This window comes from Kitasatospora sp. NPDC032121, from assembly GCF_055580145.1.
In genome coordinates this window covers 1065767-1085621 of sequence record NZ_JBVILX010000002.1, presented here as the reverse complement: position 1 = coordinate 1085621, position 19855 = coordinate 1065767, and the positions used below count along the sequence as shown (strand labels likewise).

21 protein-coding genes and 1 pseudogene are annotated in these 19855 nt (G+C 72.6%); 8 read left to right on the top strand and 14 right to left on the bottom strand.

Annotated features, from left to right (window positions below; all coding sequences use genetic code 11):
- Positions 1-60: 60 nt before the first annotated feature.
- Positions 61-207 carry a hypothetical protein gene (locus tag ACZ5OX_RS10835; RefSeq protein ID WP_449788280.1) on the bottom strand — a complete coding sequence of 49 codons (147 nt, stop codon included), beginning with the start codon at positions 205-207 and terminating at the stop codon, positions 61-63.
- Positions 208-573: 366 nt separating this feature from the next.
- Between ACZ5OX_RS10835 and ACZ5OX_RS10830 the strand changes: the two genes are divergently transcribed.
- The 3 genes from ACZ5OX_RS10830 to ACZ5OX_RS10820 are packed head-to-tail and all read left to right on the top strand — an operon-like array spanning position 574 to position 2178.
- The gene (locus ACZ5OX_RS10830; protein WP_465629559.1) at positions 574-828 is read left to right on the top strand and encodes a hypothetical protein; all 255 of its coding nucleotides are present in this window, start codon (positions 574-576) and stop codon (positions 826-828) included.
- A complete protein-coding gene (locus ACZ5OX_RS10825; protein ID WP_465629558.1) occupies positions 800-1315 on the top strand; it encodes a DUF6879 family protein in 516 nt (171 codons plus the stop codon). The genes ACZ5OX_RS10830 and ACZ5OX_RS10825 overlap by 29 nt, the downstream gene beginning before the upstream one ends.
- A gap of 14 nt (positions 1316-1329) precedes the next feature.
- On the top strand, positions 1330-2178 hold the full coding sequence (locus ACZ5OX_RS10820; protein ID WP_465629557.1) for a helix-turn-helix domain-containing protein: 849 nt from the start codon (positions 1330-1332) through the stop codon (positions 2176-2178).
- 195 nt (positions 2179-2373) lie between these two features.
- Here ACZ5OX_RS10820 and ACZ5OX_RS10815 read toward each other — a convergent pair whose 3' ends face one another.
- Both ACZ5OX_RS10815 and ACZ5OX_RS10810 read right to left on the bottom strand, forming a co-directional pair.
- Entirely contained in the window at positions 2374-2592 is a 219-nt protein-coding gene (locus ACZ5OX_RS10815; RefSeq protein WP_465629556.1) for a hypothetical protein, read from the bottom strand.
- A gap of 32 nt (positions 2593-2624) precedes the next feature.
- On the bottom strand, positions 2625-2990 hold the full coding sequence (locus ACZ5OX_RS10810; RefSeq protein WP_465629554.1) for an ATP-binding protein: 366 nt from the start codon (positions 2988-2990) through the stop codon (positions 2625-2627).
- 171 nt (positions 2991-3161) lie between these two features.
- Between ACZ5OX_RS10810 and ACZ5OX_RS10805 the strand changes: the two genes are divergently transcribed.
- Both ACZ5OX_RS10805 and ACZ5OX_RS10800 read left to right on the top strand, forming a co-directional pair.
- Entirely contained in the window at positions 3162-4139 is a 978-nt protein-coding gene (locus ACZ5OX_RS10805; protein ID WP_465629553.1) for a helix-turn-helix domain-containing protein, read from the top strand.
- Positions 4132-4332, top strand: coding sequence for a DUF397 domain-containing protein (locus ACZ5OX_RS10800; protein ID WP_465629552.1), 201 nt, complete (start codon positions 4132-4134; stop codon positions 4330-4332). Before ACZ5OX_RS10805 ends, ACZ5OX_RS10800 begins: the two co-directional genes overlap by 8 nt.
- A gap of 61 nt (positions 4333-4393) precedes the next feature.
- Here the strand turns inward: ACZ5OX_RS10800 and hutI are convergent, their stop codons facing one another.
- From hutI to hutU, 4 genes are read right to left on the bottom strand one after another with little or no spacing between them, the layout of a single operon-like run.
- Positions 4394-5560 (bottom strand): imidazolonepropionase, encoded by a 1167-nt coding sequence (gene hutI, locus ACZ5OX_RS10795; RefSeq protein ID WP_465629551.1) that lies wholly within the window; start codon positions 5558-5560, stop codon positions 4394-4396.
- 34 nt (positions 5561-5594) lie between these two features.
- Positions 5595-6947 carry a formimidoylglutamate deiminase gene (locus ACZ5OX_RS10790; protein WP_465629630.1) on the bottom strand — a complete coding sequence of 451 codons (1353 nt, stop codon included), beginning with the start codon at positions 6945-6947 and terminating at the stop codon, positions 5595-5597.
- A complete protein-coding gene (locus ACZ5OX_RS10785) occupies positions 6944-8125 on the bottom strand; it encodes an allantoate amidohydrolase (RefSeq protein WP_465629629.1) in 1182 nt (393 codons plus the stop codon). Before ACZ5OX_RS10785 ends, ACZ5OX_RS10790 begins: the two co-directional genes overlap by 4 nt.
- A gap of 17 nt (positions 8126-8142) precedes the next feature.
- On the bottom strand, positions 8143-9813 hold the full coding sequence (hutU, locus tag ACZ5OX_RS10780; RefSeq protein ID WP_465629550.1) for a urocanate hydratase: 1671 nt from the start codon (positions 9811-9813) through the stop codon (positions 8143-8145).
- Positions 9814-10155: 342 nt separating this feature from the next.
- Between hutU and ACZ5OX_RS10775 the strand changes: the two genes are divergently transcribed.
- Positions 10156-10515 (top strand): Uma2 family endonuclease, encoded by a 360-nt coding sequence (locus tag ACZ5OX_RS10775; RefSeq protein WP_465629548.1) that lies wholly within the window; start codon positions 10156-10158, stop codon positions 10513-10515.
- A 1-nt stretch (position 10516) separates the two neighbouring features.
- Here ACZ5OX_RS10775 and ACZ5OX_RS10770 read toward each other — a convergent pair whose 3' ends face one another.
- Together ACZ5OX_RS10770 and ACZ5OX_RS10765 are read right to left on the bottom strand one after the other, a co-directional pair.
- Positions 10517-10837: a hypothetical protein gene (locus ACZ5OX_RS10770; protein WP_449788270.1), complete on the bottom strand. Its 321-nt coding sequence runs from the start codon at positions 10835-10837 to the stop codon at positions 10517-10519.
- Positions 10838-10899: 62 nt separating this feature from the next.
- Positions 10900-11769, bottom strand: a complete 870-nt coding sequence (locus tag ACZ5OX_RS10765; protein ID WP_449788269.1) for a MurR/RpiR family transcriptional regulator — start codon at positions 11767-11769, stop codon at positions 10900-10902.
- 253 nt (positions 11770-12022) lie between these two features.
- On the opposite strand from ACZ5OX_RS10765, the gene ACZ5OX_RS10760 reads away from it, so the two are divergent.
- The gene (locus ACZ5OX_RS10760) at positions 12023-12457 is read left to right on the top strand and encodes a hypothetical protein (RefSeq protein WP_465629547.1); all 435 of its coding nucleotides are present in this window, start codon (positions 12023-12025) and stop codon (positions 12455-12457) included.
- A gap of 31 nt (positions 12458-12488) precedes the next feature.
- On the opposite strand, the gene hutH is transcribed toward ACZ5OX_RS10760, so the two are convergent.
- Both hutH and ACZ5OX_RS10750 read right to left on the bottom strand, forming a co-directional pair.
- Positions 12489-14066, bottom strand: a complete 1578-nt coding sequence (hutH, locus tag ACZ5OX_RS10755; protein ID WP_465629546.1) for a histidine ammonia-lyase — start codon at positions 14064-14066, stop codon at positions 12489-12491.
- Positions 14067-14180: 114 nt separating this feature from the next.
- The gene (locus ACZ5OX_RS10750) at positions 14181-15347 is read right to left on the bottom strand and encodes a macrolide family glycosyltransferase (protein WP_465629628.1); all 1167 of its coding nucleotides are present in this window, start codon (positions 15345-15347) and stop codon (positions 14181-14183) included.
- A gap of 123 nt (positions 15348-15470) precedes the next feature.
- Here ACZ5OX_RS10750 and ACZ5OX_RS10745 point away from each other — a divergent pair, with 123 nt between their 5' ends.
- Positions 15471-16091, top strand: coding sequence for a TetR/AcrR family transcriptional regulator (locus ACZ5OX_RS10745; RefSeq protein ID WP_465629545.1), 621 nt, complete (start codon positions 15471-15473; stop codon positions 16089-16091).
- Here the strand turns inward: ACZ5OX_RS10745 and ACZ5OX_RS10740 are convergent.
- The 3 genes and pseudogenes from ACZ5OX_RS10740 to ACZ5OX_RS10730 form a co-directional block, all read right to left on the bottom strand.
- Positions 16054-16422 carry a hypothetical protein gene (locus tag ACZ5OX_RS10740; RefSeq protein ID WP_465629543.1) on the bottom strand — a complete coding sequence of 123 codons (369 nt, stop codon included), beginning with the start codon at positions 16420-16422 and terminating at the stop codon, positions 16054-16056. The two genes, ACZ5OX_RS10745 and ACZ5OX_RS10740, sit on opposite strands and share 38 nt — an antisense overlap.
- Positions 16423-17189: 767 nt before the next feature.
- Positions 17190-18347: pseudogene (locus tag ACZ5OX_RS10735) on the bottom strand (GGDEF domain-containing protein); the annotation flags it as partial.
- A gap of 382 nt (positions 18348-18729) precedes the next feature.
- Positions 18730-19854, bottom strand: coding sequence for an adenylate/guanylate cyclase domain-containing protein (locus ACZ5OX_RS10730; protein WP_465629541.1), 1125 nt, complete (start codon positions 19852-19854; stop codon positions 18730-18732).
- Position 19855: the final 1 nt, after the last annotated feature.

Here is a 19855-nt window from a genome sequence, read left to right as displayed (position 1 = left end):
GCCCGGCCCCAATTGAGGTGGGGCCGGGCGCGCGAATACTTCAGACGCTCAGACCGACCGTCAGTTGGTCCAGCCGCCCATCATCGAGGTGTTGTCCTCGCCCAGGAACGCCCGGACGTTGCCCCGGATGGCGTCCGCGGCGCTCTCGTCAAGCGTCACGACCTCGGTCGCCTCGGTGCTCTCGGCGTCGCTGGTGATCACGGACATTGCGATCTCCCTTCACTGGATGGATGGAGCAACCTCCCCGGGAGGGGAGGAACTTGTGGAGGTCGGTGACCCGCATCAGCTGCGTGAGCGGGTGGGCCGTCGGACGGGGCGAACTGGCACTCGGCAGGGCGGGCTTCACGTCGCATTCAGTGAGCATGCAAGCCGTGATCCGGTGGACTCGCCGTAGGTCCCCCCGCCGCCTGCTCACCGATACTGGCGAGGCTACGGAGGGCGAGGCATCCATCTCTACGAACTTGCATGAGCTTGCACACCAATTACTCGTCCAGACAGCCATGTTGACTGCACATCCGCTGCTCAGACAAGCTTGTGCAAGCCCGAGCAAGCGCCTAGACCAGGGAGCCGGCCATGGCCGTAGAGTTCGTTGGCATCGACCCCAACACCGATCGGGACCACTGCCCGACCGTGTGGGTGGACCCGGAGGCTCAGGAGATCCTCTTCCAGGGGTGGAACCCGCGCCCCAAGACTCAGGCGGAATGCGAGGGGAGCAGCCCCGCGAACGGATCGGTGCCCGACAATGAGTCCATTGTCAGGCTTCCGGCCCGGATGGTGCCCATGATCAGGGAGGCATGTGATGCCATCGAGCGTGCCCAACTTCGCTGAACTGCTTGAACGGTGCCAGCGATCCGCCGTCCATCTGGAGCTGCGGGACTCATACGCCCCGACGGAGCGATTCGAGGCATGGCAGCGCGGCGAGCGGATCAACTGGGAGGATCACGAGTCCTGGTGGCATCCCTACGACCAGTTGATCACGGACACCGTGGCTCGGGGTGTGGTCATCCGTCGAGCTCGCATCGTGTCCGAGCCCGTTTCCGAGTACATCCGGTGGGAGCACTACGTCACCCACGCCAATGTCACGGCGGGTGAGGATGTCCGCTGGCTACCACGGCGACGGGCCACGAACATCCCCCTGCCGGGGAACGATTTCTGGCTGTTCGATGGTGCGCTGCTTCGGGTGCACCACTTCTCCGGCGACGGCGCGGTGGTCGAGGACGAGATCAGGGCAGACTCGGAAACCGTGAAGCTGTGCGCCACTGCGTTCGAAGCAGTCTGGGAGCGCGCGATCCCGCACCACCTGTACGAAATCTGACGAAAGCCAGCTCCATGCCCGCGCACCCCTCCGAGAGCGTTCAGAAGGCTCGCGAAGCCCTTGCCAGTCGGCTGAGCGAGATTCGGAAGGACGCAGGGATCAGCGGGCGGGAGTTGGCCGTCAGGTGCGGCTGGTCGGAATCGAAGTCATCCCGGATCGAGAACGCCAAGACACCTCCCTCCGACGCCGACATCAGGGCGTGGTGTCAAGGTTGCGACGCCGACGATCAAGTCCTGGACTTGATCGCCGCCAACCGGCAGTCCGCCGACGCACATGTGCAGTGGAGGCGACTCCAGCGGAGCGGGCTACGCCGCCTACAGGAGTCCACCGGGGACCTGTACCAGCAGACCAAGGTGTTCCGGGCCTATGTCTCCGACGTGATCCCGGGATTCCTTCAGACGCCCAGATACGCCGCCGCCCTGCTGTCGTCCATCGCGGACTTCCGGGGGACCCCGAACGACGTGAGCGATGCCGTAGCCGCCCGCATGAAGCGCAACGCAGTGCTGAGCAATGCCACTCGACGGTTCTCCTTCGTACTGGAGGAGTCCGTCTTGCGGTACCGCGTGTGCAGCGCGGAGACCATGGCGGCGCAACTCGGCCACCTTCTCGGAGTCATGGATCTTTCCAACGTCGCCGTGGGTATCATCCCATTCGCAGGCCAACGGACCGTGTGGCCCATGCCTACGTTCACGATCTTCGATAACACCAGGGTCCACGCGGACACCCTGGACGCTGCTTCGACACTCACACAGCCCAGCCAGGTCGACCTGTATGCCCGCGCCTTTGACCGACTCTCGCAGGGGGCAGTGCGGGGCGCAGCGGCGCGTTCGCTGGTAGCGGGTGCCTTGGCTTACCTGGATTGATACTTGGGAACGTCACACAACCGCGCAGGACGCACGGGCGCCTGCGAGGCCTCGCCCGGGGTGGGCGAGGCCTTCGCGTGGTTCAGCGTTGGTCGTCGCGGTCCTCGGGGCGGGGGATGTCGAGGGTCGCGATGGCGCCGAGGGCGACGGTGGCAATGGCGAGCAGGGCTACGAGGATCGCACCGACGAAGAACGTCACCGGTGCCACTCCTCGTCGTCATCGTCCAGGTCGCGGAGCAGGTGGAGGAGGTTGAGCAGAGTGCTCACCGGCGCATTCCCGAAGTCGATCAGGATGCGGCCGTCGATGGTGGTCTCGCCCGGCGAGGCGGACCCCCAGAGGAGCCCGCGCGGCAGGCCGCGCCGGTGCAACTCGCCCAGTAGGGCGATGAGTTGGGGCTTTGTGTAGTCGCGCATCCGGGGGTCCTCCGGCAGGATGGGGCCGCGGGTCACGCGAGGGAGTCCAGCTCGTACCAGATGCTCTTGCCGCGCTTCTGCGGGTCGACGCCCCAGCGGTGGGTGAGCCCGGCGACGAGCTGGAGGCCCCGGCCGGACTCGGCGGAGTCGGCGGGGGTTCGCTGCTGAGGGAGGGCGTCGCTCTCGTCGGAGACGGTGACCCGGAGGGTACGGCCGAGGACGGAGAACCAGACGACGGGCGCGGGGGTGTCGCCGTGCCGCCAGGCGTTGACGACGAGCTCCATCAGGGCGAGCTCGGCGTTGAAGATGGCGTCGCCGTCCCACCCGCCGCTGCGGGTCATGGCGTCCCGCAAGGCCTGGCGGGAGAGGGTGAGCGAGGGGGTGTTACGGGTACACACGGGAACCTCCGTGAGGCTGTGGTGTGGGAAGAGGTGATGACGGTCGTCACCGTGAGCCAGGCCGTGGTGCGACTGCTCTGCGGCGCGTGGGCAGCAGGCGCCTACTGCCATGGATGCAGGCATTACTGACGATCCGTCGGATCGAGCCGTGAACGACGATAACTCAGATCCATGACAAAATTTCCATGGAATCCAAATATTCCCTCGATCGTGGCTGGCAGCTTCAGATGGACCCAGGTCAGGCCAGCGCGGCAGACTGGAACCACCCTCGCCCCGGAAGGAACCATGGCTCGCACGAACCCCACACTTCGTCAGCGCAGGCTGGGAACAGAACTGCGGAGGATGCGAGAGCAGGTCGGCCTCGGCGGCAGCCAGCTCGGCCGAGCGGTCGGCATGAATCCGGCCCAGGTGACGCAGATGGAGGCGGGGAAGATCGGAATCAGCGTGGAGCGGTTGCACACGATTGCCACAACATGCATGTGTTCCAACCAGCCGCTGATCGACGCGCTCGCCGACATCATCACCGAGCGAGGCAAGCCAGGGTGGTGGGAGGAGTACCGAGAAACCCTGGCAACGGACTTCCTTGACATCGCCGAACTGGAGGGCCACGCCCGCCGGCTCTCGGTCTACGGAACCACCTTCGTGCCTGGCCTGCTCCAGACCGGCGCCTACACGGCTGCGTTGTTCGCTCAGGCCTACCCGCCACCGCGGCGTCACGAGGTCGATCTCAAGACGGCCTTCCGCATGCAGCGACAGCGCATCATCCGATCTGGAGCGACGCCGTATTCTGCCTTCATCCACGAGGCAGCCCTGCGCATGCAGTTCAGCGATCCGAAGGTCAACATCGAGCAGATCGGCGCACTCATCGCCGACTCGGAGCAGCCCAGCATCTCGGTCCGAGTCGTACCGTTCGCTGCCGGCGCTGTCCCGAGCCCGTGCGAGAACTTCACCTACGCCGATGGGCCGATAACGGACCTGGACGCGGCACAGATGGACACAGGCCATGGTGGCCAGCTCTTCGACAGCCCAGCCCACCTCACAAGGTTCCGCGCCCTCCTTGCCATGATGGACTCCACAGCGCTCTCCGAGGAGAAGTCGCGTGACCTCATGCAGTCGATCAAGGATGAAATGGCAGGCAAGTATGTCTAGCTCCGCGTGGCAGAAGTCCAGCTACTCGGCCTCAAGCGACAACTGCGTCGAGGTGCGTTCCGTCGACGGTTTGGTCGAAGTACGCGAGTCCGACGACGCGGACATCGTCGTCCGCACCACCCGCCTCAAGTTCGCCAAGTTCCTCCAAGGCGCCAAGGCCGGCGAGTTCGACCACCTGATCGCCGACGCCTGAGCAAGAAGCCCCCGCGCCCGCCACCAACGGGGAGCGCGGGGGCCGTCCACAACCCCGAGGCTCAGACCTCGCGGACGCCCGCGCGCCAGACCGCCGCCGTCAGCGGCACGCCCGGGCGGTACGCCAGGTGGACGTGTGAGGGGGCATCCAGCAGCAGCAGGTCCGCCCGGGCGCCGGGGGCGACGACGCCGACATCTGTGCGCCGCAGCGCCTGGGCGCCCCCCGCCGTCGCCGCCCAGACCGCCTCGTCCGGGGTCATCCCCATCTCCCGCACCGCGACCGCGATGCAGAACGCCATCGAACTGGTGAAGCTGGAGCCCGGGTTGCAGTCGGTGGACAGCGCCACCACCGCGCCCGCGTCCAGCAGCCGGCGCCCGCTCGGGTACTCGGCCCGCGTCGAGAACTCCGCCCCCGGCAGCAGCGTCGCCACCGTCGCCGAGCCGGCCAGCGCCGCCACGTCCTCGTCCGTCAGGTGGGTGCAGTGGTCCGCCGAGGCGGCCCCCAGCTCCACCGCCAGCTGCACACCGGGCCCGTACGTCAGCTGGTTGGCGTGCACCCGAGGGGTGAGGCCGCGCTCGATGCCGGCCCTCAAGATCGCCCGCGCCTGGTCCCCGTCGAAGGCGCCCTTCTCGCAGAACACGTCCACCCAGCGGGCGTGCGGCGCGCAGGCGTCCAGCATCTCGCCGGTGACCAGGTCCACGTACCCCGCCGGGTCCTCGGCGTACTCGGGCGCGACCACGTGGGCGCCCAGGTACGTCGTCTCCGGGGTGTGCTTGGCCGCGATCCGCAGCGCCCGCGCCTCGTCCTCGACCGTCAGCCCGTAGCCGGACTTGCACTCGATCGTGGTGGTGCCCTGGCGCACCGCCTCCCGGACGAACCGGGCCAGGTTGGCGTCCAGTTCGGCGTCGCTCGCCGCCCGGGTGGCCGCCACCGTGGTCCGGATGCCGCCCGCCGAATACGCCTGCCCGGACATCCGGGCGTTGAACTCGGCGGTGCGGTCTCCCGCGAACACCAGGTGGGCGTGCGAGTCGACGAAGCCGGGCAGCAGGGCCCGGCCCCCGGCATCGAAGCGCTCGTCCGCCGACGGGGCCTGCGCGGCCGGGCCGACCCAGGCGACGGTGCCGCCGTCGACCACCACGGCCGCGTCGGTCAGCAGGCCGAGCGGCCCGGTGCCCTGCTCGGGGTCGTTGGTGACCAGGCTGCCGATTCCGGTGATCAGGGTGCTCAAGACAAGGCCTCTCGGAGGAAGGTGGGGGGAGGGGTCAGCAGCTCAGCGCGCTGATCGAGCGCCGCAGCGCGCCCGGCACGTCGGCCACCAGCTGGTGCACGCCGTCCCGGACGACGTGCCGCCCGCCGACCACCAGGTGCCGGACGTCCGCCGCCGAGGCCGCGAAGACGGCGATCTCCGCGCCCAGCCGGGGCGGCGGCCCGGCCGTACGCACCGTATCCAGCGCGATCACCGTGAAGTCGGCGAGCGCCCCGGCCTCGATCCGCCCGGCTTCCGGCCAGCCGAGCGAGGCGTGCCCGTCCTCGCCGCCGGCCCGCAGCAGGGCGCCGGCCGTCCAGTGGCCGCGGGTCCGGGTGCGCAGCCGCTCGTCCAGCTCCAGCGCCCGCGCCTCCTCGAACGGGTCGATCACCGCGTGGCTGTCGCTGCCCAGGGTGATCGGGGCGCCCGCCGAGGCGAGCCGGCGGGCCGGGCCGATGCCGTCCGCGAGGTCCCGCTCGGTGGTGGGACACATGCAGACCGTGGTGGAGGATTCGGTGAGCAGCCGGACGTCCTCGTCGGTCAGGTGGGTGGCGTGCACGGCCGAGGTGCGCGGGCCGAGCGCGCCGTGGTCGGCGAGCAGCCGGGTCGGGGTGACGCCGTGCGCGGCCAGGCAGGCGTCGTTCTCGGCGGTCTGCTCGGACAGGTGGACGTGCAGCGGCGCCCCGCGCGTCGCCGCCCAGTGCGCGACGGTGCCCAGCTGCTCGGCCGGGACGGCCCGCACCGAGTGGATGGCGGCGCCGATCCGGGCGTGCTCGCGCGGCTTGAGCGCGTCCGCCCGGGCCGCCCAGGCCTGCGCGTCGCCGTCGCTGAACCGCTGCTGCGGCTTGGTCGGCTCGGCGCCGAAGCCGGAGGAGAGGTAGCAGGTGTCCAGCAGGGTGATCCGGATGCCGGCCCGGGCGGCGGCCTCGATCAGCGCCTCGCCCATCGCGTTCGGATCGGTGTACCGGGCGCCGCCGGGCGCGTGGTGCAGGTAGTGGAACTCGCCGACGGCGGTGATGCCGGCCAGCGCCATCTCGGCGTAGACGGCGGTGGCGAGTTCCAGGTAGCGGTCCGGGTCCAGCGCGCCGGCGAACCGGTACATGGTGTCGCGCCAGGTCCAGAAGGTGCCGGAGCCGACCTGGACGTGCCCGCGCAGCGCCCGGTGGAAGGCGTGCGAATGGGCGTTGGCCTGGCCGGGCAGGAGCAACCCGTCGAGCCGGACGGCGCCGGGCGGGCAGGGGCCGCTGTCCGGGGTGACGGCGGCGATCGTCCCGCCGGGGCCGGTGGTGATCAGCACGTCCTGCTCGACCGCAGGCCCGTCGTCGTGCGGCAGCCAGGCGTACTGCGCCCAGTACGTCGTCGTGGTCAATGACACGCCAGGTCCTCCAGTACGTCGGCGAGGGCGGCGACCCCGGCCAGGCAGTCGGCCGGTTCGGCGTGCTCGGCCGGGGAGTGGGAGACGCCGGTGGGATTGCGCACGAACAGCATGGCGGTCGGGATCGCCGAGGCCAGGATGCCGGCGTCGTGTCCCGCGCCGGTGGGCAGCACCGGGGCGTCCAGCAGCTCGGCCAGCCGGTCGCGCAGCGGCCCGTCGAAGTCCACCACCGGGGTGTAGGACTCGCGGGTCAGCTCGACCCGGACGCCGTCGCGCCCGCCGCGCTCGGCGGCGGCCTGCTCGATCTCGGCGACCAGCGCGGTGAGGGTGCGCTCGTCGGCCGCCCGGGAGTCCAGCCAGCCGCGCACCAGCGAGGCGATCGCGTTGGTGCCGTTGGGCTCGACCGCGACCTTGCCGAAGGTGGCCAGCGCGCCCGCCTGCTTGGCCTTCTTGCGGGCGGCGAGCACGGTGTTGGCGTACGTCAGCATCGGGTCGCGGCGGTCCTCGATCCGGGTGGTGCCGGCGTGGTTGGCCTCGCCGTGGAAGTCGAACCGCCAGCGGCCGTGCGGCCAGATCGCCCCGGCGACGCCGACCGGCTGCCCCTCGGCGAGGTGGCGGCCCTGCTCGACGTGCAACTCGACGAAGGCGCCGATCCGGGCCAGCCGCTCGCGGTCCGCGCCGATCGCGGTCGGGTCGTAGCCGGCCTTCTCCATCGCGTCGGGCAGCCGCAGGCCGTCCGCGTCGCGCAGCTCGTACGCCTGCTCGCGGCCGAGGACGCCGGCGGTCAGCCGGGAGCCGATGCAGGCCACGCCGAACCGGGCGCCCTCCTCGTCGCCGAAGTTGACGATCGCCAGCGGCTTGGTGAACTCGGCGCCGCGGGCGCGGAGTTCGTCCAGCGCGGCGAAGGAGGAGACCACGCCGAGCGGGCCGTCGAAGGCGCCGCCGTCCGGGACGGAGTCCAGGTGCGAGCCGGTGACGACCGCCCCCGGCGCGGTCGGGTCGCCCAGCCAGGCCCACTGGTTGCCGTTGCGGTCCAGCTCGTACGTCAGGCCGCGGCTACGGGCCTGCTGCTCGAACCAGGCGCGGCACTCGGCGTCGGCGGAGTTCCAGGCGAAGCGGCGGTAGCCGCCGGAGGCGGCGGAGCGGCCCACGGGGAGCAGCTCCGCCCACATCTCTTCGAACGACGAGGTCACAGCTCACCCATCGGGACGCGGACCCCACGCTCGGCGGCGACCTCGGTGGCCCGGTCGTACCCGGCGTCCACGTGCCGGATGACGCCCATGCCCGGGTCGTTGGTGAGCACCCGGCGGATCTTCTCCCCGGCGAGCGCCGTGCCGTCGGCGACGGTGACCTGCCCGGCGTGGATCGAGCGGCCGATGCCGACACCGCCACCGTGGTGGATGGAGACCCAGGAGGCGCCGGAGGCCACGTTGACCATGGCGTTGAGCAGCGGCCAGTCGGCGATCGCGTCGGAGCCGTCCAGCATCGCCTCGGTCTCCCGGTACGGGGAGGCGACCGAGCCGCAGTCCAGGTGGTCGCGGCCGATGACGATCGGGGCGGACAGCTCGCCGGAGGCGACCATGTCGTTGAAGCGCTCGCCGGCCTTGTCGCGCTCGCCGTAGCCGAGCCAGCAGATCCGCGCGGGCAGGCCCTGGAAGTGCACCTTCTCCTGGGCCATCTTGATCCAGCGGGCCAGCGACTCGTTCTCCGGGAAGAGGTCGAGGACGGCCTTGTCGGTCTTGTGGATGTCCTGCGGGTCGCCGGACAGCGCCGCCCAGCGGAACGGGCCCTTGCCCTCGCAGAACAGCGGGCGGATGTACGCCGGGACGAAGCCCGGGAAGGCGAAGGCGCGGTCGTAGCCGGCCAGTTGGGCCTCGCCGCGGATCGAGTTGCCGTAGTCGAAGACCTCGGCGCCGCGGTCCAGGAAGCCGACCATCGCCTCGACGTGCCGGGCCATCGACTCGCGCGAGCGCTGGGTGAACTCGGCGGGCTTGGCGGCGGCGTAGTCCGCCATGTCGTCGAAGTCGACGCCGACCGGCAGGTAGCTGAGCGGGTCGTGGGCGCTGGTCTGGTCGGTGACGATGTCGATCGGCGCGTCCATCGCGAGCAGCTGCGGGACCAGCTCGGCGGCGTTGCCCAGCACGCCGATGGACAGCGGCCGCCGCTTGTCGCGGGCCTCGGTGGCCAGCTCCAGCGCGTGGGCGAGGTCCCGGGCCTCGACGTCCAGGTAGCGGTGCTCGATCCGGCGGGAGATCCGGGACGGGTCGCAGTCGATGCAGATCGCCACTCCGCCGTTCATGGTGACGGCCAGCGGCTGGGCGCCGCCCATCCCGCCGAGGCCGGCGGTGAGGGTGATGGTGCCCTCCAGCGTGCCGTTGTACCGCTTGTTGGCGACGGCGGCGAAGGTCTCGTAGGTGCCCTGGAGGATGCCCTGGGTGCCGATGTAGATCCACGAACCGGCGGTCATCTGCCCGTACATGGTGAGCCCGAGGCTCTCCAGCCGGCGGAACTCCTCCCAGTTGGCCCAGTCGCCGACCAGGTTGGAGTTGGCGATCAGCACGCGCGGCGCCCACTCGTGGGTCTGCATCACGCCGACCGGGCGGCCGGACTGGACCAGCATGGTCTCGTCCTGCTTCAGCCCCTCCAGCGTGCGCACCATCGCGTCGAAGGACCGCCAGTCCCGCGCCGCCTTGCCCGTCCCGCCGTACACCACCAGCTTCGACGGGTGCTCGGCCACCTCCGGGTCGAGGTTGTTCATGAGCATCCGCAGGGCCGCCTCCTGCTGCCACCCCTGCGCCGTCAGCCCCGTCCCCCGCGCCGCCCGCACCTCACGCGGCCCACTCGCCTGCTGCTGCACCATGTCCCGGCCTCTCTGCGGATGGATTCATTCAAACCCTGTCCGGCTGAATATAACTAGACAATCGACTTTCGACCAGACCCCGAAACAATCCGATCAGCCACGGCACCCGCCGACTTGGCGCGCTAGCCTGAACCCGGCGAACACCAGCCACTCGGCCCAGCGCCAAGGAGCGGAGGACACGATGACGGCCATCACCGTGCGGCCCGGCAGACTCCGGGATGTGGCGGAGGAGATCGAGCACAGCACGGGGCTTCGCGTCCAGATCATCGGAGGAACCCTGGTGATGGCCTCATCCCCCGGCTGCCCGAGGATCTGCGCGTCTACGAGAACTCGTCGATCCGCATGCCGGACGACGACGACGACTACGTCACTCCCGACCTCGTCGTCTTCCCGAAGGAGTGGGGCGCCGACGACGAATGGCTGGCAGACCCGGACGACGCCGTCCTCGCCCTTGAGGTGATCTCCACGTCCGAGCGGACCACTGGCATCGCCGCCAAGACCGAGTGGTACGCCATCGCGGGTGTAGCCGTCCTGATCGCCGCCGACCCGCGCGACGGCACCTGGACGCTCTACACGCGCCCACGCGACGGCGAGTACCAGGGCGTGCTGCACGGCAAGTACGGCGAGCCCATCCCGCTCACTGCTCCGCTGCCCGCCGAACTACAGACCGACGAACTGCCGATCTACGCCCCGCGCCGCTGAGTCAGGCCGCCGCGCCGCCGTCCCAGTCGATGCCGATCTCGGCGAGCCAGCGGCGGTCGTCGGCGTCCGGGGCGGGTGGGGACGGCGGGCGGGGGATGTTCTGGACGGGGCCGAGGCCGTACTTCTCGGCCGCCGCGGCGGCGCGGGCGTCGGGTTCGATGACGCCGACGTGGACGGCCGACTCGTCGCCCGGGTCGAGGACGGTCAGTTCGGGGTCGGGCAGGCGCCGCAGGGTGACGCGGCGGCCGCAGGTGGGGCAGGACCACTCGTCGGCGCCGGAGGACAGGCGGGCGACGAACTTCATCTCGTGGATCACGCGCATGGGTGACACCCCCTGTAGGAGGGGATGCCCGGGTCCGTGACGGCTACTCCCCCGCCCCGCCACTACTCCAGGAACAGCCCGCGCGCCGCCGCGGACTGCTCGATCGCCTCCAACCTGGCTTCGGCGCCCGGGAGTTCGTCGCACATGGACTGCAGCAGCACCCGGCCGAGCATCATCGGCGCGCACGCGGTGTCGAAGACCAGCCCGGTGCCGACGGCGGCCGGCAGCATCAGGTCGGACAGCTTGGCGACCGGCGCGAAGGCGCTGTCGGCCACGGTGAGCACCGTCAGCCCGCACTCGCGGGCGACCGTCAGCGCGTCCATCAGCTCCCGCGGGTAGCGCGGCAGCGCGAAGCAGAGCAGCGCGTCGGCCCCGGCCGCCCGGGCCTGTTCCAGCCGGTCGGCGAGCATGCTGCCGCCCTCGTCCAGCAGCCGGATGTCCGGGTGCACCTTGGACGCGAAGTAGGCGAAGCCGCGCGCCTGCGCCGAGGCGGCCCGCAGTCCGAGCACCGGCAGCGGGCGGGAGGCGGCGAGCAGCCGGGCGGCCCGGGTGATCGGCTCCGGGTCGGCGAGGAGTTCGGCGAGGTGGCGCAGGTGGGCGATCTCGGCGAGCACGGCCTGCTGGTGCTCGTTGCGCACGGCGTCGTCCGGGCTCTCCGGCGCGCCCTGGTCGCCGCCGCCGAGTTCGCGCAGTTGCTTGCGCAGCGCGGGGTAGCCGTCGTACCCGAGCGCGACCGCGAAGCGGGTGACGGACGGCTGGCTGACGCCCGCGAGTTCGGCGACCTCCACACTGGACAGGAACGGCGCCTCGGTGGCGTGCCGCACCAGCGAGTGGGCGATCCGGCGCTGGGTCGGCGTCAGCCGGTGCCCTTCGAACAGCTGGAGCAGCCGCGCGGATGGTCCGACGCTGCCGGTCTCGTCGGTGGCGGTCATCAGCGGTACCTCCGGGTGCGAGCGGTTCGGACGACGACTGTGCAGGAGCGGGCCGCGACTGGCAAAGACGTCTCGTACGGCGGGACGTCCGGTGAGACGTCCCGCGGTCGGGTCGGTTCGGTAGCCGCGGCGGTCCGGCGGCCCCGCCGGGTTCGGGGCACCCCTTGGGGGAACCCTGATTTGTCCCTGAGCCCGCCCGGATTCCTCCCGCGAACGGATGGACCGGACGTCCCGGCGGCCCCACGCTTGCTCCATGGACACTCGTCAGGACGAACTGCGGCGCGACCTCGACGCCACCCTCCAGGCCCGCAAGGAGCTCGGCAAGGAGTACGAGGACGCACTCGTCGACTCCTTCGTGAAGCGGCTCGACGCCCGGCTGGACGCCCGGGTCGACCGGTCGGTGGCCGAGCGGATGGACGACTACGAGCCGTCCTACCGGGGCCGGGGCGGGCGCCGGGACCGCGACCGCCCGTCGGCCTCCGGCCGGGCCGGCAACCGGCTGGCGGTGGTCTCGCTCGCTCTCGGCATCCCGCTGACCGCGATCGCCGGCAGCCCCGAGACCGGTGGCTTCGCCGGCCTGCTGGTCTGCTGGGCGGGCATCGTCGGGGTCAACTTCGCGGCCGCGCTGGGCAACCGCCGCGACCGCCGGGACGAGCGGGACCGCCGCCCGCGGGGGGACTGGGACTGAGCCCCAATCACCCCGCGGCGGCGGCACCGGCTCAGGCCAGCGGGCCGGTGACCCGCTCGACCGCCCGCACCAGCCCGCCGGAGGCGACCAGCTCGGCGGCCGCCTCCAGGTCCGGCGAGAGGAAGCGGTCGCGGCCGGCGCCGCCGACCCCCGCCTCCCGGGCGGCGGCCAGCGCGGCCGCGGTGGCCGGGGCGAGCCGGGCGACCCCGTCGGCCTGCTGACGGATCTCCAGCGCGCGGGCGGACGCGGTGAGTTCGACGGCCAGGATGCGGCCGAGGTTGGTCACGGCCTGGCGCAGCTTGCGCGCGGCCGACCAGCCCATCGACACGTGGTCCTCCTGCATCGCGGAGGAGGGGATCGAGTCGACCGAGGCCGGGACGGCGAGCCGCTTGTTCTCGCTGACCAGCGCAGCCTGGGTGTACTGGGCGATCATCAGGCCGGAGTCCACGCCCGGGTCGTCGGCCAGGAAGGCCGGCAGGCCGTGCGAGCGGGCCTTGTCGAGCAGCCGGTCGGTGCGGCGCTCGGAGATCGAGCCGAGGTCGGCGGCGGCGATGGCGAGGAAGTCCAGCACGTACGCGACCGGGGCGCCGTGGAAGTTGCCGTTGGACTCCACCCGGCCGTCCGGCAGCACCACCGGGTTGTCGACGGAGGCGGCCAGCTCGCGGTCGGCGACCAGCCGGGCGTGCGCCAGGGTGTCCCGGCCGGCGCCGGCGACCTGCGGGGCGCAGCGGATCGAGTAGGCGTCCTGGACGCGCGGGGCGTCGTCCTGATGGTGGCCGGTGAGGCCGGAGCCCTTGAGGACGGCGAGCATGTTGGCGGCGCTGAGGGCCTGGCCCGGGTGCGGGCGGATCGGGGCGTGCAGTTCGGGGGCGAGCACCTTGTCGGTGCCGAGCAGCGCCTCCAGGCTCATCGCCGCGGTGATGTCGGCGGTGGTGAACAGCCGCTGGAGGTCGGCGATGGCCATCACCAGCATGCCGAGCATGCCGTCGGTGCCGTTGATGAGGGCGAGGCCCTCCTTCTCCAGCAGTTCGACCGGCGCTATCCCGGCGGCGGCGAGCAGTTCGGCGGCGGGCTTCTCCACGCCGTCCGGGCCGGTGGCGGTGCCTTCGCCCATCAGGACCAGTGCGCAGTGCGAGAGCGGCGCGAGGTCGCCGGAGCAGCCGAGCGAGCCGAACTCCCGCACCACCGGGGTGATGCCCGCGTTGAGCAGGGCGGCCATGGTCTGCGCGACCAGCGGCCGGACGCCGGTGCGGCCGGAGGCCAGCGTCTTCATCCGCAGGAACATCAGCGCGCGGACCACCTCGCGCTCGACCGCGGGCCCCATGCCGGCGGCGTGCGAGCGCACCAGCGACCGCTGCAGCTGGGCGCGCAGCTCGGGGCTGATGTGGCGCACGGCGAGCGCGCCGAAGCCGGTCGACACGCCGTAGACGGGACGCGGCTCGGCCGCGAGGGCGTCGATCCGCGCACGGGCGGCCGCCATCTCGGCCTGCGCGTCGGGACCGATCTCGACCCGGGCGTCGCCCCGGGCGACGGACAGGACGTCCTCGGCGCTGACGTCGGCCTTGCCGACCAGGACCAGCGGAGCGTCGGGGGCCACAGCACTGTGCATATCCATATACACCATCACATCAGGTGAATGAAGATATGACAACAGGTGCTCGCCATCCGGATTCTCCGCCCTCCGGATCGATGTCGCACGCCGCGGCCCCCGTCGGCCCCCCACTCACTTCACGAGTTCCGCCTCGATCAGGTCGACCGCCCGGACGGTCCCGCCCTCGGCCCGTCCGGCGGCGGACAGCTCCCGCAGCCGCTCGGCCACCGCCGGGTCGCCGACCAGCTCCAGCAGCGCCGCGCGCAGCGCCTCCGGGGTGGCCTGCTCGGTGTCCAGCCGGCGGGCGACACCGAGGCCCACCAGCGCGTCCGCGTTGGCGAACTGGTCGACGGCCTGCGGCACCGCGATCATCGGCACCGCGTGGAACAGCCCCTCGCTGGATCCGCCCATGCCCGCGTGGGTGACGAAGGCGTCCGCCTGGGAGAGCACGGACAGCTGCGGCACCCAGCGGTGCACCTCGACGGTGTCCGGCACCTCGCCGAGCTCGGCCGGGTCCGTGTGCGCGCCGATCTGCAGCACCGTGTGCCAGCCCGGCAGGTCGCCGAAGGCCTGGACGCAGGCGCGGTAGAACGCCGGGTGGTGGGTGAACGCCGAGCCCAGCGAGACCAGCAGCACCTTCTCCGCGCCGGCCGGCCGCTGCCACCGCCCCTGGTGGGCGCGGTCGCCGAAGCAGGGCCCGACGAAGCTGATCCGCCGTTCGTCGACCCGGTCGGCGTTGGGCTGCAGGGCGCGCGGAACGAGCGCGATCGCCCGCTCCGGACGACCCTTGAAGGCCTCCACGTCGCGCTGCACCGCGCCGGCCTCGACCAGCCAGTCGGCGAACCGGCGGTAGTGCTCGGGGCCGCCGGGGCCGGTGCGGATCGCCTCGAAGACCTCGGCCATGTCCTCCTCGGCGCCCTCCCAGCCGACGAAGGTGGGCGACAGCTGCACCACCGGCACCCCCAGCCGCTCGCCGAGCGCCCGGCCGGCGAAGCCCGCGATGTCGTAGAGCACCAGGTCGGGGCGGTCGTCCTCGAAGGCCTCCAGCAGGACGGACCACGCCGCCAGCGTGTCGTCCAGGAAGACGTCCTGGATCGCCACCGGGTCCGCCGGCCAGCCGCCGGGGTCGTCGGTGAGCGGCAGCTTCGTCGGGTACGGGACGAGGGCGGCCCCGGTGGACTCGACGGTCTCGCGGAAGGAGGGGTCGTTGAGGTAGCTGACCCGGTGGCCGCGGGCGACCAGCTCGGCGATCACGGCGAGGCTCGGGTTGACGTGCCCGTGGGCCGGTACGGAGACCATCAGGATGTGTGCGGGGCGGTTCACGGGCACCTCCGGGGGTAGCGAATGAGACGAGACGTTCCGTCTCGCATGTCTTGAGAAGACAATACGTCTCGTCTCGTCATTCCGCATAGACTTTTCCCCATGGCTTCCAGAACCGCCCCCGACCCCGCCCGCCGCAGCGAGCGCGCCCGCGCCGCCGTCCTCGCCGCCGCCACCGAACTCGTCGCCGAAGTCGGCTACGGCAAGCTGACCATCGAGGCGATCGCCGCCCGGGCCGGCGTCGGCAAGCAGACCATCTACCGGTGGTGGCCCTCGAAGGGCGCCGTCGTCTTCGACGCCTTCCTCGCCGCCGGCGAGCACGACGGCGGCCTCGCCCTCCCCGACACCGGCGACCTCGCCGCCGACCTCCGCGCCGTCCTGCGCCCCACCAGCGACGAGCTCCGCGACCCGGGCACCGACCGCACCTACCGGGCGATCGTCGCCGAGATCCTCAACGACCCGGCGCTGCACACCGAGTACCGCACCCGCCTGCTGGACCCCCTGCTGGAGGTCACCCGCGACCGTCTGCGCAGCGCCCGCGAGGCCGGCCAGATCGCCGCCGACGCCGACCTCGACCTGGCCGTCGAACTGGTCTACGGCCCGATCTACTACCGCTGGCAGTACCGGCTCGGCCCGCTCACCCACGAGCACGCCGACCGCCTGGTCGACGCCGCCCTACGGGCCCTCAACCCGCCTGCGAACGGAGCCGGTTCCGACGCCTGAACCAGAACACCGCCGGCACCACGGTCAGCACGCAGAGCAGCAGGGCGACGCCGAACCAGGTGAACAGCCCGCCGAATCCGCCGTGGGAGCCGTGCCGCACCGTGCGCCTCCTCGACTTCGACGCGGACAGCGTGGACTCCGTGATCCGGTGCGCCCCCTCGGAGGCCCGCGGCTGAGGCGCCCGCTCGGGCGCCGTCCGCACCACCCCGACCGCCCGCACCGCCCCGACCGTCCGCACCGCCGGCACCGCCGCCGCCGGGGCGGCCCCCGCCACCGCGCCCCCGAGCACCAGCACCCCGGCCACCGCCGCACCCGCCCACCGTCCACCCACGGCCGAACCCCCCGTTCCCCGGAAAACCGTCGCCCCACCTTCCACCACCCCGCCCGCCCCCGGCATCCCCCGGACGCCGACCGCGACCCGCCCGGGACACCCCCGTCACCGAATCCGCACACGGCGGCGGCCGGACCCGGGTCGGGGCCCCCGCCGACGGGCCGACAGGCCTCCGACCGGCCCTGGGCGCAACTCCCGCCTCACACCACCGGCGGCGAGGCCGGCCCCGACAGGGCGACCGAGACCAGGGCGCGCATGGCGCAGGCGGCCTGGCCCAGCGGCAGGGTGGCGTCGTCGGCGAAGAGCTCCACCAGCCAGCCGCCCGCCGCGTTCTGGCCGCCGGCGGCCACCATGCCCCGGTAGCCGGAGACGACCAGCATCGCCTCCTCCGCCGGGTCGTTGCCGGCCGCGCCCGCCCGCAGGGCGAAGGCGCCGCCGCGGACGGCCCGGCGGGTCATCGGGTAGTGCCGGAGGTCGAAGACCGCGTCGGGGGCCTCGATCTGGGCCCGCTGGGTCTCGGCGCGGACGCTGCTGGGGCCGCTGGTCATCCGGTAGACGGCGTGCTGGGAGGTGCGCATCAGATGGGAGCCGGGCGGGACGTACGAGACCCACCAGCCGACGGCGTCCAGCAGCCGGGCGGAGGCCTCGGCGACCACGACCAGCTTGCCGAGGGTGTCCGCCGGGTGGACGGCCCGGGTCAGGGCGGCCTGGTCGAGGGAGGCGAGCACCGCGGTGAGCAGCTGCCCCGGGTCGGCGCTGCGGGCGGCGCCCCGGAACCGCCGCCGGTCGCCCGCGCCAGCCCGGCCGCCCGGCGCGCGCCGCCCGTCCGCCCGGTGGTGCGGGTCGGCGGCGTCGGCGAGCAGCACCGTGGGGTCGGGCGAGAAGCCGGGGCCGTGGCTGCGCCCGGCGACCACGGGGTGGGCGGCCCGGGCGGCCTTGGCCCGGTACTGGGCGGCGTCGGCGAGCCGGAACAGCCGGTCGGGGGTGGTGACGGGCCCGATCGAGTCCCCGGTGGAGGCGACGCCGCAGGCCACGCCCTCGCCCTCGGAGAGCGCGAGCGCCCGGGCGCACATCTCCTCGGCGACGGCGACCACCTCGTCGGCCTTCTGACCCTCCACCAGCAGGCAGAACTCGTCGCCGCCGAGCCGCGCGGCGAGGCTGCCGGGGAGCTTGGCGGCGGCCAGCGAGAGCTGGTGGGCGAACCGTTCCAGCAGCCGGTCGCCCATCTCGTGGCCGAGCTGGTCGTTGACCCGCTTCAGCCCGTTGACGTCGCAGACCACCAGCGAGACCACGGTGCCGTCCCGGTTGTGCGCCTCCAGCGCGCTCTCCAGCCGGGCGTCGACGGCCCGCCGGTTGGCCAGGCCGGTGAGCGGGTCGGAGAAGGCGAGCCGGCGCAGGTCGGCGAGGCGCTCGGTCTGTGCCAGCCCGGCCGAGACCTGGGCGGCGAGCAGCGTCGCGTAGTCGGCGTCGGCCTCGGTGAACTCGGGCATCCCGGCGGACCGGGCGAGGTACAGCTCGCCCCAGGCCTGGCCGTGCAGCACGATCGGCGCGACCACGCAGCAGGCCCGCCCGCGCCGGCGCAGCGCCGCGGCGCGCTCCTGGCAGTACGCGCCGGCGGTCGGGTGCGCGTGCCCGGCGTGCGGCTCGCTGTTCTCGGCGCTCTGCAGCCAGGCGCGCGGCAGCCGCCCGGTGGTCCAGCGCTCCTCCAGGTACGTGACGATCTCGGGGAAGTCGGCGACCGGGTACGACTCGTCCTCGGGCAGCTCCTCCTCGCCCGGGGCGAGCTCGCCGTGGTTGACCAGGACCCGCAGCCGGCCGGACTCGCGGTCCCAGACTGAGACGGCGGCCATGGTGGCGCCGAGCGCCTCGGTGGCACGGGCGGCGGCGGCCCGGACGGCCTCCAGCGGGGTGAGTGCGGCGGCCATGTCCTGGGCCAGCTCGACCACGGACTGCAGCCTCAGGTCGGGCAGCGGCTCGGGGTGCCGCGGCCCGCCGCGGCCGCAGTCGCAGTCGCGGTCCGTCATGATCGCCTCACTGCTCACCGGCTCGCCTCGCTCCCTGTGCTCGGTCCTGCCGGACCCCCGTCGGCCGGCCGCACCCGACCGGCCGCTTGCACCAAGACTATGGCGGTTTCATTCGGTTATGCCCTGTTTGCCCGGACGGACCGCGGCGCCGTCAGGGCGCCCGCCGCCCGGCCCCACCCGTACGGCGCCCGGAGGACCGAACCCACCACAGGGAGGCGCACCCGCGAACGACCGCACCGCGGACGGTTTCCTCCACCTGCACGCCTTCCCCGCCGGCGGGCCGCTATTCGGCCTTCAGCCGCCGGGTGAGCAGCCACGGCTCGACCAGCCCGAGCCCCCGCACCGGCCGCCGCCACATCGGCTGCAGGTGGAAGCGGGCCCCGGTGTCCGGGGCCGGCATCGGCAGTCCGGAGGCGGGCATCCCGGCCGCGGCCGACAGCGCCTCGGCCAGGCCGGGCCCCTCCGAGTCGGCCGGGGCGACGCTGCCGTTCTGCTCCAGCGCGGCGGCGAACTCGCCGTCGATCAGCACGGCGTCCTTGGGCGCGATCGAGGTGAGCCGGCTGGCCAGGTTGACGGTGGTGCCGAAGACGTCGCCCATCCGCGAGGTGACCGTGCCGAAGGCCATGCCGACCCGCAGCGGCGGGATGGTGTCGTCCCCGGCCAGCGCGTCGATCAGGCTCAGCGCGATCTCGGCGGCGGTCGCCGGGTCCTCGGAGACGTAGAGGATCTCGTCGCCGAGGGTCTTGATCACCCGGCCGCCCTGGCCGGCGATCAGGTCCGAACAGGTGTTCTCGAAGGTTTCGACCAGCTCGCCGAGCTCCTCCTCCTCCAGCCGCCGGGACAACCGGGTGAAGCCCACCAGGTCGGCGAAGCCGACGGCGAGCCGCCCGCTGGTGATCTCGTTGTCCTCGGCGGCCTGCACCACCCGGCCGGTGACCGCCGCCAGCTGGCGCCGCCAGACGTACACCAGGAACTGCTCCAGCTCCGGCAGCAGCAGCTCGACCAGCGGGTACGCGACGTCGGCGCGGGTCAGCCCGGGCTCGACGGACTGGGTGAGGTTCTCCAGGAAGGTGTCCATCTGCCAGCCGGCCAGCCGGGCCGTGGTCTGGCCGGTGGACCGGGCCACCTGGATCGCCATCGACTCGCTGAGCAGCCCGGACTCCACCAGGCCCGCCAGGCGCCGCAGCGCGATCACGTCGCCGTCGGTGAGTGCCCTGGACTGGCCGATGTCGGGGAAGCCCATGGCGCGCCAGAACCGGGTGGCCAGCTCCATCGGGACGTCGGCGGCGCGCGCCGCCTGGTACGGGGTGTAGCGGCGCGGCGCGTCCAGGATCAGGCGTTCCAGTTCGAGCGCGACCGTGGGGTCGTTGCTGCCCGCCGTCGCGCCGCTGCTGCCGTCCTCTGCCACC